At 72.5% G+C, this 20258-nt stretch carries 19 protein-coding genes; 4 read left to right on the top strand and 15 right to left on the bottom strand.

The window, feature by feature from the left end; genetic code table 11:
- Positions 1 to 657 precede the first annotated feature (657 nt).
- From pheT to infC, 7 genes are all read right to left on the bottom strand, one after another.
- The gene (gene pheT / locus AC067Z_RS10250) at positions 658 to 3186 is read right to left on the bottom strand and encodes a phenylalanine--tRNA ligase subunit beta (RefSeq protein WP_478789037.1); all 2529 of its coding nucleotides are present in this window, start codon (positions 3184 to 3186) and stop codon (positions 658 to 660) included.
- Positions 3186 to 4307: a phenylalanine--tRNA ligase subunit alpha gene (pheS, locus tag AC067Z_RS10245; RefSeq protein ID WP_478789036.1), complete on the bottom strand. Its 1122-nt coding sequence runs from the start codon at positions 4305 to 4307 to the stop codon at positions 3186 to 3188. Before pheS ends, pheT begins: the two co-directional genes overlap by 1 nt.
- 136 nt (positions 4308 to 4443) lie before the next feature.
- Positions 4444 to 5565: a sensor histidine kinase gene (locus tag AC067Z_RS10240; protein WP_478789035.1), complete on the bottom strand. Its 1122-nt coding sequence runs from the start codon at positions 5563 to 5565 to the stop codon at positions 4444 to 4446.
- Positions 5566 to 5673: 108 nt separating this feature from the next.
- Complete coding sequence (locus tag AC067Z_RS10235) at positions 5674 to 6525, bottom strand: TrmH family RNA methyltransferase (protein WP_478789034.1); 852 nt, start codon at positions 6523 to 6525, stop codon at positions 5674 to 5676.
- 115 nt (positions 6526 to 6640) lie between these two features.
- Entirely contained in the window at positions 6641 to 7027 is a 387-nt protein-coding gene (gene rplT / locus AC067Z_RS10230; protein WP_356494212.1) for a 50S ribosomal protein L20, read from the bottom strand.
- A 104-nt stretch (positions 7028 to 7131) separates the two neighbouring features.
- Entirely contained in the window at positions 7132 to 7326 is a 195-nt protein-coding gene (gene rpmI, locus AC067Z_RS10225; protein WP_018848956.1) for a 50S ribosomal protein L35, read from the bottom strand.
- Between the two features lie 122 nt (positions 7327 to 7448).
- Entirely contained in the window at positions 7449 to 8096 is a 648-nt protein-coding gene (gene infC / locus AC067Z_RS10220; protein ID WP_478789141.1) for a translation initiation factor IF-3, read from the bottom strand.
- A 353-nt stretch (positions 8097 to 8449) separates the two neighbouring features.
- Here infC and AC067Z_RS10215 point away from each other — a divergent pair, with 353 nt between their 5' ends.
- A complete protein-coding gene (locus AC067Z_RS10215) occupies positions 8450 to 8827 on the top strand; it encodes a DUF1844 domain-containing protein (protein ID WP_478789033.1) in 378 nt (125 codons plus the stop codon).
- 1 nt (position 8828) lies between these two features.
- Here the strand turns inward: AC067Z_RS10215 and AC067Z_RS10210 are convergent, their stop codons facing one another.
- Positions 8829 to 9566, bottom strand: coding sequence for an SseB family protein (locus tag AC067Z_RS10210; RefSeq protein ID WP_478789032.1), 738 nt, complete (start codon positions 9564 to 9566; stop codon positions 8829 to 8831).
- A gap of 23 nt (positions 9567 to 9589) precedes the next feature.
- On the opposite strand from AC067Z_RS10210, the gene AC067Z_RS10205 reads away from it, so the two are divergent.
- Positions 9590 to 10192: a serine hydrolase gene (locus AC067Z_RS10205; RefSeq protein WP_478789031.1), complete on the top strand. Its 603-nt coding sequence runs from the start codon at positions 9590 to 9592 to the stop codon at positions 10190 to 10192.
- Positions 10193 to 10487: 295 nt separating this feature from the next.
- Here the strand turns inward: AC067Z_RS10205 and mycP are convergent, their stop codons facing one another.
- Entirely contained in the window at positions 10488 to 11672 is a 1185-nt protein-coding gene (gene mycP, locus AC067Z_RS10200; protein WP_478789030.1) for a type VII secretion-associated serine protease mycosin, read from the bottom strand.
- Positions 11669 to 12526, bottom strand: a complete 858-nt coding sequence (locus tag AC067Z_RS10195) for a hypothetical protein (protein ID WP_478789140.1) — start codon at positions 12524 to 12526, stop codon at positions 11669 to 11671. Before AC067Z_RS10195 ends, mycP begins: the two co-directional genes overlap by 4 nt.
- A 777-nt stretch (positions 12527 to 13303) precedes the next feature.
- Here AC067Z_RS10195 and AC067Z_RS10190 point away from each other — a divergent pair.
- Positions 13304 to 14506, top strand: coding sequence for an amino acid deaminase/aldolase (locus AC067Z_RS10190; protein ID WP_478789029.1), 1203 nt, complete (start codon positions 13304 to 13306; stop codon positions 14504 to 14506).
- 44 nt (positions 14507 to 14550) lie between these two features.
- On the opposite strand, the gene AC067Z_RS10185 is transcribed toward AC067Z_RS10190, so the two are convergent.
- Both AC067Z_RS10185 and AC067Z_RS10180 read right to left on the bottom strand, forming a co-directional pair.
- Positions 14551 to 15192 (bottom strand): NAD(P)-dependent oxidoreductase, encoded by a 642-nt coding sequence (locus tag AC067Z_RS10185; RefSeq protein ID WP_478789028.1) that lies wholly within the window; start codon positions 15190 to 15192, stop codon positions 14551 to 14553.
- Between the two features lie 2 nt (positions 15193 to 15194).
- On the bottom strand, positions 15195 to 16130 hold the full coding sequence (locus tag AC067Z_RS10180; protein WP_478789027.1) for an EamA family transporter: 936 nt from the start codon (positions 16128 to 16130) through the stop codon (positions 15195 to 15197).
- A gap of 45 nt (positions 16131 to 16175) precedes the next feature.
- Here AC067Z_RS10180 and AC067Z_RS10175 point away from each other — a divergent pair, with 45 nt between their 5' ends.
- Positions 16176 to 16988, top strand: coding sequence for a MarR family transcriptional regulator (locus AC067Z_RS10175; RefSeq protein WP_478789026.1), 813 nt, complete (start codon positions 16176 to 16178; stop codon positions 16986 to 16988).
- A gap of 78 nt (positions 16989 to 17066) precedes the next feature.
- On the opposite strand, the gene AC067Z_RS10170 is transcribed toward AC067Z_RS10175, so the two are convergent.
- From AC067Z_RS10170 to AC067Z_RS10160, 3 genes are read right to left on the bottom strand one after another with little or no spacing between them, the layout of a single operon-like run.
- Positions 17067 to 18035: a DUF2510 domain-containing protein gene (locus AC067Z_RS10170; protein WP_478789025.1), complete on the bottom strand. Its 969-nt coding sequence runs from the start codon at positions 18033 to 18035 to the stop codon at positions 17067 to 17069.
- Between the two features lie 31 nt (positions 18036 to 18066).
- Positions 18067 to 18882 (bottom strand): 3-oxoacyl-ACP reductase, encoded by an 816-nt coding sequence (locus AC067Z_RS10165; protein ID WP_478789024.1) that lies wholly within the window; start codon positions 18880 to 18882, stop codon positions 18067 to 18069.
- 4 nt (positions 18883 to 18886) lie between these two features.
- Entirely contained in the window at positions 18887 to 20251 is a 1365-nt protein-coding gene (locus AC067Z_RS10160) for an aldehyde dehydrogenase family protein (protein WP_478789023.1), read from the bottom strand.
- Between the last annotated feature and the right edge of the window lie 7 nt (positions 20252 to 20258).

The following is a 20258-nucleotide window of genomic DNA, read 5'->3' as shown; positions in this document are numbered from 1 at the left end:
CCACCTCAGCCTAGTAGAGGGCGATTCGCACGGGGTGTGAAACAAGTGCGCTTTTCTGCGGCTTGCGTGCTCTCCCGCCGGGCACCGGGCGCCGGTTGACTGAACTGCCTCTCACAGAGGCGGCCGGGCCGCCGGCTCCCCCTCGTACAGTGCGGCGGCCCCTCCCGCGTCGTCTGCCCTGCTGATCTGCCCGACACTCCGCGGCAGGGCGGGCGGCGCCGGCCGCGGGGTCGAACTCGGCGACGCTGATGGGAGGTTGAGGTGGGCGGCCGCGCGCGTGCTTCCCCGGACCGCGCCCGGCCGACCGTCGGCGGGGGCGTTTTCCCTCCCCCGCCCGAACCCACTACCGCGCTTCGCGCGGTGTTTCAGGGGGCTCCGCCCCCGTACCCCCGTGCCTCAAGCGCCGGCGAGGCTGACGTGTCAGCCCGTCTGCGGGTCCCCCACGCCCGCAGGGCGATTGAGGCTACCGCGCGGAGCGCGGTACCGGGGCCGGGGCTTGCCCCGGTTCGGGATGGGGGTACCCCACCCGCGGCCGCCAGGCCGTAGGGGGAGGGCGGGTAGGCGAAGCGCCCCCGCGGCGGGCCCGCACACACACGTGGGGCGCGACCGGTCCGACCGGTCGCGCCCCACGCACGCATCGGGCATGCCGCACAGGCGTCACACGCCCCGCAGTACCGCCCCCGTGCGCTCCGTCGCCAGGGCCACCGCGGCGTCGCGAGCCGCCGACGCCTCGTCGACCGTCAGCGTGCGGTCCGCCGCGCGGAAGCGCAGCGCGTACGCCAGGGACTTACGGCCCTCGCCGATCTGCTCGCCGGTGAACACGTCGAACAGCCGGATGGACTCCAGCAGTTCGCCCGCGCCTTCACGCAGCGCGGTCTCGACATCCACGGCGGGCACGTCGTCCGCGACGACGAGCGCCACATCCTGCGTGGCCACCGGGAAGGTGGAGATGCTCGGTGCCCGCACGACGCCTTCGGACGCACGCTCCAGCAGGTCGATTTCGATCTCCATCGCGCAGGTCCGGTCCGGCAGGTGCAGCGCCTTGACCACCCGCGGGTGCAGCTCACCCGCGTGGCCGACAAGGGTCTCCTCGCCGTCGACGGTCGCATAGAACGCCGCGCAGCGGCCGGGGTGCCACGGCGCGTGCTGGTCGGCGCGGACCGTCAGCTCGGCACCGGCCTCGCGGCCGAGCAGCCGGGCCGCCTCCACGGCGTCCGCCCAGTCGGCCGGACGGCCCTTCCCCCACCAGCCGGCCTGCTCGCGCGCGCCCGCCAGGACGACAGCGGCACGGCGCGGCTGTCGCGGCAGTGCGGCGTCGAGTTCGGCGATCTCCGCGTCCGTGGGACGCCGGTCGACCGGCAGCGCGACCGCGCGCCGCTCCTCGCCCGTCGGCCGGAAGACCAGCCCCGTCTCGAAGAGCGCGAGATCGTGGCTGCCGCGGCCGTCGTTGCGGCGCAGCGCGCCGAGCAGACCCGGCAGCAGCGTGGTGCGCAGCGCCGGCTCCTCGTCGGAGAGGGGGTTGACCAGCTTGACCACGCGGCGGCGGGCGTCGTCCGCGTCGAGACCGAGCTGGTCGAAGACCTGCTCGGAGACGAACGGATAGTTCGGTGCCTCGACGAATCCGGCGCCTGCCAGCGCCCGGCCGACACGGCGATGCAGCCGCTGGCGGGCGGTGAGCCCGCGGCCGGACGGCGGCGTGGGCAGCGTGGAGGGCAGGTTCTCGTAGCCCTCCAGCCTGATGACCTCCTCGGCGAGGTCGTTGGGCGCGGCGAGATCGGGCCGCCAGGACGGGACGGTGACGACGAGCTCGTCCTGCCCGTAGACGTCGCAGCCGACCTCCTGGAGGCGGCGCACGACGGTCTCGCGACCGTAGTCGACGCCCGCCACCCGGTCGGGGTGGTTCGCGGGCATCGCGATCGTGCGCGGCGTGGTGGGCGCGACGATCTGGGTGACACCGCCCTCCGCCGTACCGCCGGCGAGCAGTACCAGCAGATCCACGGTCCGCTGCGCGGCGGCGGCCCCGGCCTGCGGGTCCACGCCCCGCTCGAAGCGCTTGGACGCCTCGGAGGACAGCTTGTGGCGGCGCGCGGTGCGAGCGACGGCGACCGGGTCGAAGTGCGCGGCCTCGATGACGACCTCGGTGGTGCCCGTGATCCGGCCCGTCTCCGGGTCGGGGGTGGCGTCCGCGATCTCGGTGTTCGCACCGCCCATGACACCGGCGAGACCGATCGGCCCGCGGTTGTCGGTGATGACCAGGTCCTCGGCGTCCAGGACGCGCTTGGTGCCGTCGAGGGTGGTGAGCTTCTCGCCGGGCTCGGCGCGGCGCACCCCGATCGGTCCGTCGAGACGGGAGCGGTCGTAGGCGTGCAGCGGCTGACCGAGTTCGAGCATCACGTAGTTGGTGATGTCGACGGCGAGCGAGATCGGCCGCATACCGGCCTTCTGCAGACGGCGCCGCAGCCAGATCGGCGAGTGCGCCTCGGGCTCCAGGCCGACGACGGTGCGCGCGGTGAAGCGGTCGCAGCCGACGGGGTCGGCGACGTCGACGACGGGGCCGTACGAGTTGGGGCCGGGTACGTCGAGCAGCGCCGGGTCGCGCAGCGGCAGACCGTAGGCGGTGGCCGCCTCACGGGCGACGCCGCGCATCGACAGGGCGTAGCCGCGGTCGGGGGTGACGGCGATGTCGAGGACCTCGTCGACGAGCTCCAGGAGCTCGATCGCGTCGGTGCCGACCTCGTGCTCGGGCGGCAGCACGATGATGCCGCCGCTGCCGTCGTCGCCCATGCCGAGCTCGTCGCCGGAGCAGATCATGCCGTGGGACGTCCTGCCGTACGTCTTGCGTGCGGAGATCGCGAAGTCGCCGGGCAGCACGGCGCCGGGAAGGACCACGACGACCTTGTCGCCCACGACGAAGTTACGGGCGCCGCAGACGATCTCCTGCGGCTCGCCGGTGCCGTTGGCCTGGCCGACGTCGACGGTGCAGAAGCGGATGGGCTTCTTGAACTCGGTCAGCTCCTCGATGGTCAGCACCTTGCCGACGACCAGCGGGCCCTTGAGCCCGGCACCGAGCGGCTCGACGGTCTCGACCTCGAGCCCGGCGGCAATGAGCTTGGCCTGGACGTCACGGCCGGTCTCGGTCGCCGGCAGGTCGACGTACTCCCGCAGCCAAGAAAGCGGGACCCGCATCAGATCTCCATCCCGAACGGCCGGGTGAACCGGACGTCACCCTCGACCATGTCTCGCATGTCTTCGACGTTGTGGCGGAACATCAGCATCCGCTCGATGCCGAACCCGAAGGCGAATCCGCTGTACTTGGTGGGGTCGACACCGCAGGCGACGAGCACCTTCGGATTGACCATGCCGCAGCCGCCGAGCTCGATCCAGCCCTCGCTGGAGCAGGTGCGACAGGGCCGGTCGGGGTTGCCGACGGACTCGCCGCGACAGACGTAGCAGACCATGTCCATCTCGGCGGACGGCTCGGTGAACGGGAAGAAGTTGGGCCGCAGCCGGGTCTTCATCCCCTCGCCGAACAGCGCCTGCACCATGTGGTCCAGCGTGCCCTTGAGGTCGGCCATGGTCAGGCCCTCGTCCACGGCGAGCAGCTCGACCTGGTGGAACACCGGAGTGTGCGTGGCGTCCAGTTCGTCGGTGCGGTAGACGCGGCCGGGGCAGATCACGTACACCGGCGGCTCGCGGTCGATGAGGGAGCGGATCTGCACGGGCGAGGTGTGCGTGCGCAGCACGACGCCGGAGTCGGCACCCCCCTTGTCGTCCTGGACGAAGAAGGTGTCGTGCTCACCACGGGCCGGATGGTCCGGTCCGATGTTGAGCGCGTCGAAGTTGAACCACTCGGCCTCGGCCTGCGGGCCCTCGGCAACCTCGTAGCCCATGGCCACGAAGATGTCCTCGATGCGCTCGGAGAGCGTGGTCAGCGGGTGGCGGGCACCGGCCGGGACGCGGTCGTGGGGCAGCGTGACGTCCACGGCCTCCTCGACGAGCACCCGGGCGTCGCGCTCGGCCTCCAGCTCGGCCTGTCGGGCGGCGAGCGCCTTGCTGACGGCGCCGCGGGCCTGGCCCACGCGCTTGCCGGCCTCGGCCTTGGCCTGGGGCGGCAGCGCGCCGATCTCACGGTTGGCGAGCGAGAGCGGCGACGTGCCACCGGCGTGCGCCGTCTTCGCATGGGCGAGCGCTTCGAGATCTGCTGCGGCGGCGAAGGCGGCAAGCGCCTCGTCCCGCATGCGCTCGATCTCTTCCGGTTTCAGTGCCTCGACCTCAACAGGGTCGTACGACTTATTGGGTGCGGACATCTCTTCCCGTACTTCCGATGGGCTGGCTGGGGACCCCGCACGTCGACCAAGGACGACCGAGGACGCAAAGGTGCCAAAGGTCGAGTCTAACGGGGTGTGGGGAGACGAATGAGCCCGTGGGCCGCCCGGTGGACTCCTAGAGGAGGTGGGCCGGAGTGCCGACGGGCAGGATAAATCGGAACTCGGCGCCGCCGCCGGGTCCCCGGCCGACGGTGATCGTTCCGCCGTGCGCCTCGACGATGCCCTTGACGATGTAGAGACCCAGACCGGTGCCACCGCGCTTGCTCCCCCGCCAGAAGCGGGTGAAGACACGGCCCATCGACTCCTCGGGGATGCCGGGGCCTTCGTCGCTCACGGTGACCGCCGTGCCTTTCTCGTCGTCCTTCGCCGATGCCGGCGCCACCTCGATGGTGACGGTTCCCTCCCCGTGGCGCACCGCATTTTCGAGCAGGTTGCCGAGCACCTGGTCGACCTTGTCGGGGTCCGCCCACAGATCGGGCAACCGCGGCCGGATGTGCACGAGGAACCGGTCGGGCGCCTGGCCGCCGGCTATGTGGGCCTGGACGTGCCGGGTGATCGCGGCGCCCATGTCGACGGGCTGGCGGCGGATCTCGAGGCGTCCGGAGTCGATGCGGGAGATGTCGAGGAGCTCGGCGATCAGCCGTGTGACGCGGTTGGCGTCGGCGTCGACGGTCTCCAGCATCAGCCGCTTCTGGTCGTCGGTGAACCTCTCCCACTTGGCGAGCAGCGTCGCGGTGAAGCCCTTGACGGAGGTCAGCGGGGAGCGCAGCTCGTGGGCGACGGTGGCGATCAGTTCGGCGTGGCTGCGTTCGGTACGGCGCCGGGCCTCGGTGCCGCGCAGGCTGACGACGAGGCGGCGCAGCGGGCCGGTGGGCCTGTCGCGCACATAGCGGGCGGAGACGAGAACCTCCCGGCCGCCGGGCAGCAGCAGATTGCGTTCGGGCTGCCCGCCACGGGTGGCGAGTCCGCCGTACGGGTCGGTCAGGGTCCACCAGCGGCGGCCCTTGAGATCCTCCAGCGGAAGCGCGCGCTCCAGGGGTGCACCGATGGCGTCCGCCCTGGGCACGGCGGTGATCCTCACGGCCGCCTCGTTGAAGCAGACGACGCGGCCGTTCTCGTCGGCGACGACCAGCCCGTCGGGGAGGTCGTCGGGGTCGATCCCGCACGCGTCGAGTCCGCCCGCAGGGCGCAGGAAGGCCTCCGGTGTCCGGTTCGGCCTGCTGGTCCCGACGGTCATGTCCCCGTACCCCACCTCTCCGCTTCCGAGTGGGTCCCCGAGCCCGTCACCCTACTAGCTGTTGGTGACGTGGCGACCCCCCGAGCCGGTACGGCCGGTGCGCTGCGGTCAGCGGGAGGCAGCCGCCCGGGCGCCGGCGCGCTGGGCGCGTGCCGAGGCATAGAGACATACGGCAGCGGCCGTCGCGAGGTTCAGACTCTCGGCCTTCCCGTGGATGGGGACACGGACGACGGCGTCGGCGAGGGCGCGGGTCTCCTCCGGCAGCCCCCATGCCTCGTTGCCGAAGATCCAGGCAGTGGGCCCGCCCATGGTGCCCGCGTCGAGCTCGTCGTCGAGGTCGTCGTCACCCGCGCCGTCGGCGGCGAGCACGCGCACCCCCGCGTCCTTCAGCCCCTGTACGGCCTGTTCGACGGGGACGCCGACGGCGACGGGCAGATGGAAGTGCGAACCGACCGAGGCACGCACGGACTTGGGGTTGTACAGGTCGACGGAGGCATCGGTGAGGACGACGGCGTCGGCGCCCGCGGCATCGGCACAACGCAGCACGGTGCCCGCGTTCCCGGGGTCGCGTACGTGGGCGAGCACGGCCACGAGCCTGGGCGCGGCGGCGAGGATGTCCTCGAAGGGCGAGTCGAGGAAGCGGCAGACGCCGACGAGTCCCTGCGGGGTGACGGTCTGGGACACCTCGGCGAGCACGGTGTCGGCGGCGTGGTGGACGCGCGCCCCGGCGGCATGTGCGGCATCGACGATGTCGGCGTAGCGCTCGGCGGCCTCGACGGTGGTGAACAGTTCCACGAGGGTGGGCTCGCCGCCGGGTCCGCGGTGGGCGACGGCCTCACGGACGGCCTGCGGCCCTTCGGCGATGAACAGCCGGTCCTTGCCCCGGAAGTTGCGCTTGGCGAGCCGCCGCGCGGCGGTCACCCGCGGGGAACGGGGGGAGATCAGCTCGGGGGTGGGCATGTGCCTGCGGCTCTCTGACTCGGTCCGGGTACGGAAGGAAGGCTTCCGGCGTCGGTTCAAACACACCGGACCCGCAGGCCTGGGGCCTGCGGGTCCGGTCGGCTCGACGCAACCGTCAGGCAGCAGCCTTGGGGGCGTTGACGTCGCTCGGAAGCGCCTTCTGGGCGACCTCGACGAGCGCGGCGAACGCGTTGGCGTCGTTGACCGCGAGCTCGGCCAGGATCTTGCGGTCCACCTCGATGTTGGCGGCCTTCAGACCCTGGATGAGGCGGTTGTACGTCATACCGTTCTGGCGGGCAGCGGCGTTGATGCGCTGGATCCACAGCTGACGGAAGTCGCCCTTGCGCTTCTTGCGGTCGTTGTAGTTGTAGACCAGGGAGTGGGTGACCTGCTCCTTGGCCTTGCGGTACAGGCGCGAACGCTGGCCGCGGTAGCCGCTGGCCTGCTCGAGGATCGCCCGGCGCTTCTTGTGGGCGTTGACTGCCCGCTTGACGCGTGCCACTTGTTTAACTCCTTGTAGCGGGGCCGTGGTCGGTGATCACACGGCCCGGAAACGAATAGGTCCCGGTCCCGGCGTCCCGTCCCCTGTGCGGGGGACGGCGGACGTCACTTGCCGAGAAGCTTCTTGATCTTCGCGGCGTCGCCCGGGGCCATCTCGGCGTTGCCGGTGAGGCGGCGCGTCAGACGGGACGACTTGTGCTCGAGCAGGTGGCGCTTGCCGGCGCGCTCGCGGAGCACCTTGCCGGAGCCGGTGATCTTGAAGCGCTTCTTGGCACCGCTGTGCGTCTTGTTCTTCGGCATCGCGCCGTTCTCTCCTCATCAGTGGCGCTCCCCCGGTGTGGCCACCGGACTGCGGGAGCGTCAGATCGTGGTTATGGGATCCGGGCCGGACCCGGGGCCGCCTGTGCGGCAGGCCCCTCGGGTCACGCCTCGGAGGATGTGTCGGCCGGAGCGTCGGAGCCCTGGTCCTGCGGGCCCTGGCGTTCCGCCTTGCGTGCGGCCTGAGCCTCACGCGCCTCGGCCATGGCCTCGGTCTTCTTCTTGTGCGGGCCAAGAACCATGATCATGTTCCGGCCGTCCTGCTTCGGGTTCGACTCGATGAAACCGAGGTCCTCGACATCTGCGGCGAGACGCTGCAGCAGACGGAAACCGAGTTCGGGGCGGGACTGCTCACGACCACGGAACATGATCGTGATCTTGACCTTGTCGCCCTGCTTGAGGAACCGGACGACATGACCCTTCTTGGTGTCATAGTCGTGCGGGTCGATCTTCGGCCGGAGCTTCATTTCCTTGATGACCGTGTGCGCCTGGTTCTTGCGCGCCTCACGGGCCTTCATGGCCGACTCGTACTTGAACTTCCCGTAGTCCATGAGCTTGCACACGGGCGGACGGGCGGTCGCCGCCACCTCGACGAGGTCGAGGTCGTACTCCTGAGCGAGCTCAAGGGCCTTGGCAAGCGGAACAATCCCGACCTGCTCGCCGCTGGGACCGACAAGTCGCACTTCGGGAACGCGAATCCGGTCGTTGATGCGGGGCTCGGCGCTGATGGATCCTCCTAAGTAGCACCACACGGATGTCTGGCAGACAGCCATGTAACGTCTGTTTTCCTCAGACCAACCGCGCCGGAACACGAAAAATGCCCCGGACGGGACACAGGCGAATGCTCCGTCACTACCGGAACACCGCCACGGTCAACCGCGGGGCGCACATCGGGCGGCTTCCATCGTCCGTACGGAACGATGGGCGCCGCCTGACCGGTGACCCGCCGCCCTGAGAGCGGCCAGGTGGGAGATCGGAGCCTCCACTTGTGGGCCGGACACGGAAGTGTCCAGCCGGTCGTTACACAAGGTTAGCAGCTCCCCGGGGATGCGGCTAACCGGCGGCCGGAGCGGGCCCCCGTGCCACGGGGCATATCGTGTGCCTCATGAGTGACGCGACCTCCCCCCAAGAGCCCTCCCCCGCCGATGCCCCCGACTTCGACGCCATGACCCGCGACATCGCCGAGGTCCCCGCGGTCGAGGTGATCGTCACGGTCGCGGTCAACCTGATGAGCGCCGCCGCGGTGAAGCTCGGGCTCACCGAGGATGCCGAGGAGCACAAGGACCTGGACGAGGCGCGCAAGCTGGTCCACGCGCTGGCCGGTCTGATGGACGCGAGCGCCACCGAGATCAGCTCGTTCCACGCGGCGCCGCTGCGTGACGGCCTGAAGTCGCTGCAGCTGGCGTTCCGCGAGGCGTCGCTGGTGCCCGACGAGCCGGGACAGGGCCCCGGCGAGAAGTACACCGGCCCGGTCTACGGCTGACCTATTCGTTGACGTACAGGGGCTCGCCCGGAGGGGTGGCCTCGCCGGGCAGCAGTGCCAGGTCGAGGCCCCGCACCAGGCGGGCCCTCAGTACGTCGTCCTGCGCCAGCGCCTCCGCGATCCGGCGCACCGCCTCGCCGGGCACCGCGTCCGCGGCGAGGACCAGCGCCAGCGTGCCGTCCGCGCCTCGGCCAGCTCCGAGGTACCCGCGCAGTACGGCGGGCTCGCCGGCCAGCGCCTCGCGCACGGCCGCGGTCACGGCCGGGTCGGCGAGCGGGTCGGTGCTGGTGCGGCCCTCGGCGAGAGCAAGCAGGGCGGGGCCCGTCAGCTGGTACGGAACGGGTCCGGCCAGGTCGATGACGACGGTGTCCGCCTTCTCGTGCGCGGCCGCCTGCAGCGCCTGGTGCAGCGGTACGGCGACGGGCCGTGCCTCGGGGTTCCAGCGGGCGAGCGAGGCGATCGAGGTGAACGCGGGCAGCGCGCGCCGGTCGCCCGCGGTCAGCGTCGGCACGGCCATGTCGCTGGTCTTCTCGCGGCGCAGGCCGGTCTCCTCGTCCTCCTCGACCTCACCGAGGACGGCGACCACCGGCACGAGGAGCCGGGCGCTCCTGAGAGCCCTCAGCACGGGCTCCTCGGCGGAGCCGTCCACTGACCAGGCGGCGAGTGCCGCCTCCAGGGCCGCGTCGGCGGTGCCGTCGTCGTCGGAGAAACCGGGGTCGGGAATGTTCTTGAGCGCCACGCGTCGAGCCTAACCTCCTGCCCATGACTGCCAGTGCCGGCCTCTCGGTCGCCGTGCTCCGCCTCGGCGGCGGTGAGCCCTTCGCGTACGGCGACGAGCGGACGTATCCGTGCGCCAGCATCGTCAAGGTGTCGATCCTGGCCGCGCTGCCGGAACCCCTGTCGGAACGGGAGCGGGAGTGGGCGCACGCGATGATCGTGCGCAGCGACAACGACGCGGCCACGGCGCTGTGGGAGCGGATCGGCGGGGCCGCTGGGCTGGACGCCGCGCATGCGCGGTTCGGGCTGACCGGGACGGTGGCCGACCGGGCGTGGGGGCTGACCCGGACCACGGCGCGGGACCAGCTCGAGCTGATGCGCGAGGTGTTCGGCGGTCCGCACCCGTATCTGAGATCGCTGATGGCGCAGGTGGTACCGGGCCAGGACTGGGGGGTGTCCGCCGCGGGCGGGGCGTGGGCACTGAAGAACGGATGGATGCCGATGCGGGCGAGCGGACTGTGGGTCGTGCACTCGGTGGGACGGTCCGGGGACCGGCTGATCGCGGTGCTCTCGGACGGGCATCCGACGCGCGAGGCGGGCATCGCACGGGTGGAGGCGGCGGCACGGGAGGCGGCCCGGCTGGGGTGAGGGGGACGGGCCCCTGGGTCCTTTCCGGGCGATCTTCGAGGATCAGCCCGCGGCGTCAGATGCATGGGGCCTCCCCCGGCCCGCCAGGCCGAGGGGACGCATCGCAAGGCGGTGGGGGCACCACCCGGCCGCCAGGCCGGGGGAGATCGTCCTCGTACTGGACGTACTTGGGCGACTCCGACAACACAGCGTGGGGGTACTCCCCCTGGCTCCGCCGGGGGGAGTACCACCGGCCGAAGGCTGGGGGAATGCCGTAGCCGGCGTCGCGGACCCGAGAAGATCGCCCGGACAGGACCTAGTAAGTGCTGCGGCTCCGGTTGCCGCCTCGCCAGAGCACGACGGCCGCTGCGAGGGCGACGGCGCCGAGCCCGCCGGCCACCGGCGCGAGCACGCCCACAGGGGGTCCGCTCCCGTCGTCGGGGTCCGGCCCCCGGCCGAAGTACTGCTTGTCGTAGCCAGAGGCGGCCGAGGTGAGGTCGGCGGGGCGCAGGCCCGAGCCCTCGGTGATCGCCGCCGCGGGGTCGACCAATCCGTAACCGCGCGAGTCGTCACGGCCGCCCTTGGGCGCGTTGCGGGCGGTGTCGCGCAGGAGCTTCTTCACCTGCGCCGGGGTGAGGTCGGGGTGGGCGGAGCGTACGAGGGCGACGGCGCCGGACACGAAGGCGGCAGCGGCGCTCGTTCCCCAGCCCTGGTAGTACTTCCGGTCCGGGTCGGCGATGACGATGTCGACACCGGGGGCGCTCACCGTGGCGTACCAGCGGCGCGTGGAGAACGAGGCGTGGGTGCCGAAGCGGTCGACCGCGGTCACCGCGATCACGCCGGGGTAGGCCGCGGGGTAGGAGATGTGGTCGCCCTTCTCGCCGCCGTTGCCTGCGGAGGCGACGACGACGGACCCTTTGGAGAGGGCGTACTGCACGGCGGCGTCCTCGCCGGCTTCGGGGTGCGCGGACTCGCTGTCGTCGCCGAGGGAGAGGTTGATGACGTCCGCGCCCTGGTCGGCGGCCCAGCGGATGCCCTGGGCGAGTGCGGTGCCACGGGACTTGCGGGCCCGGTCGCGGGCCTTGTCGCTGCCTTCGAGGATGACGCGGACGGGGAGAATCTTCGCCTCGGGAGCGACTCCGACGACGCCGGCCTCGCGTCCGATCCCGTGGCCACGCGCGGCGATGATGCCCGCCATCGCGGTCCCGTGCCGGGCCCATGCGCGGTCACCGCGCTCGGCTCCGAAGCCGATGAAGTCCTTGCCGGGCAGCACGGCGCCTTCGAGGTCCGGGTGCTGGTCGTCGACTCCCGTGTCCAGGACGGCGATCGTGATGCCGCGGCCCTTGGTCGTCTGCCAGGCCTGCTCCGCGTGCAGGGCATCGTTGCCCCACTGCTGGGCACGGATCGCGTCGGCGTGCGCGGGTGTCGCGGCGGGCAGCACTGCGAAGGCAGCGGCCACGACGGCGGCGGCGAGGCGGTGGCGGCCGAGGTGGAGTCTCATTCGGTCTTCTCCGTCGCCCGGCCGGCGGCGGCGGTGCGCAGGCCGCGTTCGATGCCCTCGGCGATGCCCGCGGTGTCGTGACCGAGTCCGGACTGGGCGGCGGCCGTGATCGCGCCGTCGCCCTTGGCCTCGTCGGCGGGCTGCGGGTCGCCGACGGCCCGGCCGTCGGCGAAGCCGGAGACGGCGTAGACGACGACGGGCGCCTCGGTCACGACGTCGACGGTCCAGCTGGCGCGCTGATCCGACCCGAACCCGGCCGCGGCGGTCCCCTTCGCCGGGAAGGTGCGCGGCATCAGGTCCGGGCGCTCGCCGAGCCCTTCGGTGGAGAAGCGGTTGTGCAGCGCGAGCATGCCGTCCCTCTCGGCCTCCGTGAAGACGAGGCCGACGGTGGTGACGCTGCTGGCGGTGGCATCGGTGTAGGTCGCGCGCAGGACGCGTGCGCAGCCGACGGGCTCCAGCGTCTTGACGAGGAGCGGGTCGAGCGCGGGCGCGCAGCCGCTGTCCGGGGCCACGGCGATCCGCGTCCAGACCCGGTCGGCGCCGCCGGGGCCGCTGCCGTCGCCGCGCAGCGTGCGGGGGAACAGCGTGTCGACCGGGACGCTGTGCCACATCGTGCGCACGGTGGCGTACGTGTCCTGCTCGGACGTGTCGGCGCCCGCGTCGCCGGTGAGCCACAGGCCGGTGGCGGCACCGCCGATCAGCCCCAGGCCGAGGACGACACAGACGATCGCGCCGACAGTCCGGGCAGGGTGCCGGGCCCGCACGGGCCGCAGGCGCGTGGTCAGTTCGGCCGGTGTCTCCGGCGGCGCCCAGACATGGGCGGGCGGCCGGGGCGCGCCGGGGCGCGGGGTCATGTCGACGGTCCCGACGGGCCTGCGCCGCGGGGCGGGCGGCACGGGGGGCGGCGGCGCGGCGGCGGGCGCGGGCGGGACGGGACGCAGACGCGTGGTGGTCTCGACCGCGGGGGCGTCCCCGTTGCCGTTCGTGGCGGGAGGCGGCGCCCAGGGCGCGGCCGTGGGCATCGGCGGCGTCGTGCCTGCCCCTGCGCTACGGGCGGGGGGCAGGGGCGCACCCGCCGACCGGGCGGGCGCGGGGCCGCCCGCGGGCGCGGCGGGCGGGGGCACGGAGGCGCGCGGCGCGGGGTCGGTTGCGGTCCGCGCGGAGGCGGCGGGGCTGCCGGTGGACGGAGCGTTTCGGCCCGCGTCCGGGGCGGGCGGCGCGGTTCGGCCTGCGGGGCCGGGCACGGGGCGGCGGGGCTCTCCCACCGTCGGCGTGGGGCCGGGGCCGGACGCAGGCGGAGGCACGGGGGCGTGCGGCGCGGGGGCGGAGGATCCTCCGGGGGCCGTCGGCGCGTCGTCCCCGCGGGGCCTGTCGGGCGGCAGGATCGCGTCGGTGATGCGGGAGCGGGGCGGGGGCTGGGCGCCCGAAGGGCGTTGCGCCTCCGTGCTCATTCCGCCCCCCGTTGCTTGTCCACTCACCACCGACGGATCACCGTTCGGGGCAGGCCCGTTCGCCCGCATGTCACTCTAACGGGCTGTACCCGGCCCGACCGCCATGTGACCGGGGGTCCGTACGGATCTGCCCAGAACATCCCTCTACCCCGTGGTAATCGAGTCTGGCAAGCTCAGGCCATGACTCCCCGTGCTGCAGACCGGGCCCGCTACGACAAGGCCACCGCGCATCTGGACGCTCCGCTCGCCATCGTCGATCTCGAGGCCTTCGATGCCAACGCCGACGATCTGGTGCGCCGGGCCGCCGGCAAGCCGGTCCGGGTGGCGAGCAAGTCGGTGCGCTGCCGGGCCCTGCTGGAACGGGTGCTGGCGAGGGACGGATTCGCCGGGATCATGTCGTTCACCCTGGACGAGTCCCTGTGGCTGGCCCGGGCCGGGTTCGAGGACGTGCTGCTCGCGTATCCGTCGGCGGACCGGGCCGGCTTCGCCGAGCTCGCGACGGATCCCAAGCTGGCCGCGGCCGTGACGGTGATGGTCGACGATCTCGCGCAGCTGGAGGTCATCGACCGCTCCCGGGGCGGCGGCAAGGAGGAGGTGCGGGTCTGTCTGGAACTCGACACCTCCCTTCGTCTTCTCGGCGGCCGGGTGCGGATAGGTGCCCGCCGGTCTCCGCTGCGGGAGCCCGCCGAGCTCGCCGAGCTGGCCCGCTCGATCGCCCGTCGCCCCGGCTTCCGGCTGGTGGGGCTGATGGCGTACGAGGGACACATCGCCGGCGTGGGTGACGCGGTCGACGGTTCGCCACTGCGGTCGCGTGCCGTACGGCTCATGCAGCGCGCGGCCCGGGCGGAGCTCGTCGCACGGCGGGCGGCCGTGGTGCGGGCGGTGCGCGCGGTGGAGCCCGACCTGGAGTTCGTCAACGGCGGCGGGACGGGCAGCGTCCAGTACACGGCCGCCGAGGACGCCGTGACCGAGATCGCGGCCGGCTCGGGGCTGTACGTGCCGCGCCTGTTCGACAACTACAGCTCGTTCTCCGCGCGTCCGGCCGCGCTGTTCGCCCAGCCCGTGGTGCGCAGGCCGGGCGTGGGCGTGGTGACCGTGCTCGGCGGCGGCTATCCCGCGTCGGGTGCGGCGGGCGCCGATCGCCTGCCGGTGCCGTATCTCCCCGAGGGGCTGCACTACGACCCCCGGGAGGGGGCGGGCGAGGTGCAGACGCCGCTGATCGGTCACCCCGCCGACGATCTGCTGATCGGCGACAAGGTGTGGTTCCGCCATGCCAAGGCGGGCGAGCTGTGCGAGCGGTTCGACACGCTGCATCTGGTCGAGGGCGACCGCGTGACGGGCACCGCGCCGACGTATCGGGGCGAGGGCCGCACCTTCCTGTAGCCGCCGACGGTCCGGACGGCGGCCCTGCGCGGGTCCGCTGTTCGTCAGTACGCGACGGTGAAGCGTGTGCGCGGGTGCTTGGGGCGCTCGGCCTCGTCGAGCAGCGCAACCGCGAAGTCCTCCATGGATATGAAGGACCTCCCGTCGTCGTCGACGAGGAGCTCATCGGTGCCCAGGCGGTAGGCGCCGGTGCGCTCCCCCGGTTCCAGTAGGGCGGGCGGGCTCAGGTACGTCCAGTCCGCTCCGCCGCCCGCCGCCCGGCACACCTCCAGTTGGGCGGCGCACGCGGCGGCGATCGGGCGCAGCTCCGCGGGGAACGCCGGGTCACCGGCGACCGTGACCGCTCCCGCGCCGGGCAGGGTGAGGGAGGCGGCACCGCCGACGACGAGCAGCCGTACGCCGGTGCGGGTGACTCCGGTGAGCAACGCCTCGGTGGCCGCCACCAGTTCTTGTTCCCGGCCGGGTGCGGGGCGGGTCGTGCCGATCACGAGGTCCTGACCGGCGCTCAGCGCCGCGACCGCGTCCGGGTCGGCCGCGTCGCCCACGCGGTGGAGGGCGGCCGCGGGCAGTTCGGCCGATCGCGCCGGGTCCCGCACGACGGCCGTGACCTCATGTCCTCGGGACAGCGCTTCGCTGACGGTCCTGCGTCCCACATTTCCCGCGGCGCCGAAGACGATGATGCGCATGGTCAAACTCCTTGGTGTCGTGAGGGGTGTGGACGGGTGCCGGAAGGCGTGTCGTCGAGGTGGGGGCGTCGGGGCATACCGGTCTGCGCGGCGACGAGGGCGGCGAGCACGACGAGTCCGCCGAGCGCCTGCAGGACGTTGAGCCGCTCGCCCGCGACGATCAGGCCGAGGATCGTGGCGACCAACGGGCTGAGCAGGCCCAGGAAAGAGACCGCGGTCGGGGGCAGCGCCCGGATGCCCCTGAACCAGAGCACGTACGCGACACCGGCGCCTATCAGGGACAGATACGCGTACCCGGCGAGGTTCGCGGCGGTCAGTCCGGCCGGAGGCGGACCCTCGACGAGCAGCGCTACTGGGAGCAACAGCAGCCCGCCCCCGACCAGTTGCCACCCGGTCGTGGCGAGCAGGGACACCGGGGAGGTCCACCGCTTGGCGAGGACGACACCGGTGGCCATCACCAGGGCGCCGCCGAGCGCCGCGGCGACGCCGACCGCGTCCAGCCTCGCGTCCGCCCGCAGGACGAGCACACTCACCCCCGTGACCCCCGCGATGCCGGCGACCAGGGTGCGCGGGGCGAGCCGGTCACCGAGCAGCGCGGCCGAGAGCCCGGCGGCGAACAGCGGCTGAACGGCTCCCACCGTGGCGGCCACCCCGCCGGGCAGGCGGTAGGCGGCGACGAACAGCAGCGCCAGGAACACGCCTATGTTCAGGGCGCCGAGGACGAGTGCCCGCCACCACCAGATGCTCTTCGGGAGCTGCCGGGTGAAGGCGACGAGCAGTAGGCCCGGGGGCAGTGCGCGGATCACCGCGGCCAGCAGCGGGCGGTCGGGCGGCAGCAGTTCCGTCGTGACCAGGTAGGTGGTGCCCCAGATCGCGGGCGCCAGTGCGGTCAGCACGACGATGCCGAGTTGGGTGCTTCTCAGTCGATTGCTTAGCACTAAGCCAAAGTACCTCATCGCTAAGGAATTGCCTAGACTGTTCTCATGGCAGACCACGTGGACCTCGTCCTTCGACAGTGGGGCATGCAGCGGCCGGACCTGGATGTCTCACCCATGGCCGTGATCGGCCGACTGTCGCGGCTGTCGCGGCTCGTGACCGCGGAGCTGGCAAGGACGTTCGCGGCACACGGGCTGGACAGGGCATCCTTCGACGTGCTCGCCACGCTGCGCCGCAGCGGCCCGGACCACCGGCTCACACCCGCCGCGCTGATGCGGTCGGCAATGGTCACTTCGGGCGCGATCACCCAGCGGCTCGACCGGCTGCAGGCGCGCGGCCTGGTCACGCGCACCCCAAGCACCTCCGACGGGCGCGTCGTCCACGTCTCGCTGACCGACGAGGGCCTGGCGCTCGTCGACCGGGCCCTGCCCGATCACCTCGCCACCGAACAGCGGGTGCTGGGTGCACTCGGCGGAACCGACCGCGACACCCTCGCGGCGCTGCTGCGGGGCCTGCTGGAGTCACTGGGCGACACCGTCCCCGACAGCGCGCTGAATTCTGAGAATGAATTCTGCGAATCCCCGTCGGTGGAGTTCGGTCCCGGCCCGCTCCGGGTCGAGTACGCCGGCCATGGGGAGACCGGGCCACGGCGCGGCTCAGGACGCCCGAAGGTGATCGACGATCAGATGCTCGCGCGGGCACGGGCCCTGCGCGACGAGGGCATGCCCGTCGCCGAGATCGCCGGGCGGCTCACGATCAGAACGGGCAAGAACGCCGGCCGACACCCTTCGGTTGCCTCGCTCTACCGCGCGCTCGCCGACGAAGGCCCCTCGGGCGGATCCGTTCGTGACATGCCGTGAGGGGCGTCCGACGGATCCGGTCGTGACCTGCCCTGAAAGGCGTCCGGCGGATCCTGGCGGGGACCACGGACGCGTCCGTCAGCTCGGCCCGATGCTGCTGCCGACTCCCCCGCTCGTGGCGTCCCCGATCGGGCGGATGCCGGCCGCGATCCTGTCCATCTCGTCCAGCCCGGGCCCGTCCGGGCCCGCGTCGAACGCGAAGCGGACGACCACCAGCGCCTCGGTGCCGACGCTGGACGGGAAGGCGAGCGACTGCACATAGCCGCCGGGACCCGCCCCGGTGATCACACGCCAGCGCACCAGATAACCGGAGCGCCCGGCGACGGCGAAGTTCTGCGCCTTCACCACGGTGTGGGAGGTGATGCCGCCGTGGATCCGGGTGCCGAGCGCGTCCTGTTCGTACGCCTTGTCGGCCGCCTCCTCGATGTCCCGCTCGGCCGCGGCCCGGGCCGTCGCCGGGGCGGAGCCGGACGGGACCGCCGTCATGGAGGTGACCTGTCCGTGGCGGCAGATCGAGGACCCGCCGCCCGGGCAGTCGTAGGTCTGGTCCGTGTACATGGTCGTGCCGGACCCGATGATGCTCTCGGACTTCTCCCAGCCTTCGGGGATGGGGATCGTGATGCCGTTGAGCTGGTCGACGAGCTGGGTCGCGTCCTCGGCCGCCGTCGCCGAGGGGGAGGCGGTGTCGTCGGGTCCCGTGGTCGCCGGCGGCGCCGTTGGGGACGCGGCGGTCGGTCCGGACCTGGGGTCGGCCGGTTCGTCGTCCTTGCCGAGCAGGACGGCGCCGACCGCGACCGCCGAGACCAGTACGGCGCCGGCGGCGGCCAGCGCGACGGTGCGCCGCTTGCCCGAGCCGTTTCCGCCACCGCCCGCTGCATGCTGCAGCGGCACGGTGTGCGGCCCGAACGCGCCGGCCCCCGGTGTCGCCGTGGGCACCACGGCCTGGGCCGCGCGGGAGTGCGCGGTCCAGGCGGAGCCGTCCCACCACCGTTCGGTGCCGGGCGCCTGCGGGTCCGCATACCAGCCGGGCGGGGTCGTCATGCTCATCCGGCCACCCTATGCGGGGCGGCGAAGCCGCCTACACAGGGGTGACATACGCCCCGGAGATCCCGCCGTCGACGAGGAAGTCGGTGGCGTTGACGAAGGACGAGTCGTCGCTGGCCAGGAACGCCACGGCGGCGGCGATCTCCTCAGCCTCCGCGAACCGGCCGACCGGAATGTGCACGAGGCGGCGTGCGGCCCGCTCCGGGTCCTTGGCGAACAGCTCTTGGAGGAGCGGGGTGTTGACCGGCCCGGGGCAGAGCGCGTTCACACGGATGCCCTCGCGGGCGAACTGCACGCCCAGTTCGCGCGACATGGCGAGCACCCCGCCCTTGGAGGCGGTGTACGAGATCTGCGAGGTCGCCGCACCCATCCGCGCCACGAACGAGGCCGTGTTGATGATGGAGCCGCGGCCCTGGCGCCGCATGTACGGGATCGCCGCCTTGCAACACAGGTAGACGGAGGTCAGGTTGACCTCCTGGACGCGCTTCCACGCCTCCAGTCCGGTCTCGAGGATCGAGTCGTCGTCGGGCGGCGAGATGCCCGCGTTGTTGAAGGCGATGTCGACACTGCCGTAGGTGTCGTACGCGGCCTTGAACAACGCCTCGACCTGTTCGGGGTCGGTGACGTCGACCCGCACGAAGGTGCCGCCGACCTCGTCGGCCGCGGCCTTGCCCGCGTTCTCGTCGATGTCGCCGCAGACGACGTGCGCGCCCTCGTCGGCGAGTCGGCGCGCGGCGGCGAGACCGATGCCGCTGCCGGCGCCGGTGATCACGGCGGTACGGCCGACCAGGCGGCGGCAGGCGGGGGGCTGGGGGGAACCCTCGGGAGAGGTGACAGTCTCAACGGTCATGGCGTCAGGCCTCCGTGCTGATGAAGACGTTCTTGGTCTCGGTGAAAGCGGTGAGGGCGTCGGGGCCGAGCTCGCGGCCGAGGCCGGACTGCTTGTAGCCGCCGAACGGGGTCCAGTAACGGACGCTGGAGTGGGAGTTGACGGACAGGTTGCCCGCCCGGACGGCGCCGGAAAGGCGCAGGGCACGTCCCACGTCGCGGGTCCAGATCGAGCCGGACAGGCCGTACTCGGTGGCGTTGGCGAGCCGTACGGCGTCCTCCTCGTCCTCGAACGGGAGGACGGCGGCGACCGGCCCGAAGACCTCTTCGCAGGCGGCGGGCGCGTCCGGCGCGATGTCGGTGAGGACGGTCGGCGGGAACCAGAAGCCGGGTCCTTCCGGCGCCGTGCCGCGGATCGCCTCGGCGCCGTCGGGGACGTATCCCCGCACCCGTTCCAGCTGGGCGCGTGAGATCAGCGGCCCCATCCCGGTCTTCTCGTCGGCCGGGTCGCCCACGACGACCGACTCGATCGCCGGGGCGAGCAGGGCGAGGAAGCGGTCGTACACGGAGCGCTGGACGAGGATGCGGGTGCGTGCGCAGCAGTCCTGTCCGCTGTTGTCCAGGAAGGACATGGGGGTGGCTGCCACGGCGGCGTCCAGGTCGGCGTCCGCGAAGACGATGTTGGGGCTCTTGCCGCCGAGTTCGAGCGTCACCCGCTTCACGTGGTCGGCGCATTTGGCCATGATCCGCTTGCCGACACGGGTGGATCCTGTGAACACGATCTTGGCGACGCCAGGGTGCTCGACCAGTGCGTTGCCCGCGATGTCACCGGCGCCCGGCAGCACCTGGAACAGGTTCTCGGGGAGCCCCGCCTCCAGGGCGAGTTCTGCGAGGCGCAGGGCGGTGAGCGGGGTGGTCTCCGCGGGTTTGAGCAGGACGGCGTTGCCGGCGGCGAGCGCGGGGGCGGTGCCCCAGGCGGCGATCGGCATGGGGAAGTTCCAGGGCGCGATGACGCCGACGACGCCGAGGGGTTCGAGGATCGTGAGGTCGATACCGCCGGGGACAGGGATCTGACGGCCGTTCAGCCGCTCGACTCCCCCGGCCGCGTATTCGAGCAGATCGCGGACGTTGCCCGCCTCCCAGCGGGCGTTGCCGATGGTGTGCCCGGCCTCGAGGACCTCCAGTCGGGCCAGCTCCTCGATGTGGCCGTCGACGACGGCGGCGAAGCGGCGCAGCAGCCTCGCCCGGTCGGCGGGGGCGGCTGCCGCCCAGGCGCGCTGGGCGCCGGTCGCGCGGGCGACCGCGGCGTCGACCTCGGCGGCCGAGGTCGCCGGGACGGTCCGTACGACCTCTTCGGTGGCGGGGTTGAGTACGTGGTGCTCGACGGTCAAGGAGGGC

The organism is Streptomyces sp. NPDC043812 (genome assembly GCF_056436245.1).
The sequence above is the reverse complement of the archived record's forward strand: the minus strand, read 5'-3'. Positions and strand labels throughout refer to the sequence as shown.

Excerpts from the sequence above, each read along its gene's own strand:
- pheT (WP_478789037.1), bottom strand. The coding sequence starts at position 3,186 with ATGCGGGTCCCGCTTTCTTGGCTGCGGGAGTACGTCGACCTGCCGGCG.
- pheS (WP_478789036.1), bottom strand. The coding sequence starts at position 4,307 with ATGTCCGCACCCAATAAGTCGTACGACCCTGTTGAGGTCGAGGCACTG.
- AC067Z_RS10240 (WP_478789035.1), bottom strand. The coding sequence starts at position 5,565 with ATGACCGTCGGGACCAGCAGGCCGAACCGGACACCGGAGGCCTTCCTG.
- AC067Z_RS10235 (WP_478789034.1), bottom strand. The coding sequence starts at position 6,525 with ATGCCCACCCCCGAGCTGATCTCCCCCCGTTCCCCGCGGGTGACCGCC.
- rpmI (WP_018848956.1), bottom strand. The coding sequence starts at position 7,326 with ATGCCGAAGAACAAGACGCACAGCGGTGCCAAGAAGCGCTTCAAGATC.
- AC067Z_RS10215 (WP_478789033.1), top strand. The coding sequence starts at position 8,450 with ATGAGTGACGCGACCTCCCCCCAAGAGCCCTCCCCCGCCGATGCCCCC.
- AC067Z_RS10205 (WP_478789031.1), top strand. The coding sequence starts at position 9,590 with ATGACTGCCAGTGCCGGCCTCTCGGTCGCCGTGCTCCGCCTCGGCGGC.
- mycP (WP_478789030.1), bottom strand. The coding sequence starts at position 11,672 with ATGAGACTCCACCTCGGCCGCCACCGCCTCGCCGCCGCCGTCGTGGCC.
- AC067Z_RS10195 (WP_478789140.1), bottom strand. The coding sequence starts at position 12,526 with ATGACCCCGCGCCCCGGCGCGCCCCGGCCGCCCGCCCATGTCTGGGCG.
- AC067Z_RS10190 (WP_478789029.1), top strand. The coding sequence starts at position 13,304 with ATGACTCCCCGTGCTGCAGACCGGGCCCGCTACGACAAGGCCACCGCG.
- AC067Z_RS10185 (WP_478789028.1), bottom strand. The coding sequence starts at position 15,192 with ATGCGCATCATCGTCTTCGGCGCCGCGGGAAATGTGGGACGCAGGACC.
- AC067Z_RS10175 (WP_478789026.1), top strand. The coding sequence starts at position 16,176 with ATGGCAGACCACGTGGACCTCGTCCTTCGACAGTGGGGCATGCAGCGG.
- AC067Z_RS10170 (WP_478789025.1), bottom strand. The coding sequence starts at position 18,035 with ATGAGCATGACGACCCCGCCCGGCTGGTATGCGGACCCGCAGGCGCCC.
- AC067Z_RS10165 (WP_478789024.1), bottom strand. The coding sequence starts at position 18,882 with ATGACCGTTGAGACTGTCACCTCTCCCGAGGGTTCCCCCCAGCCCCCC.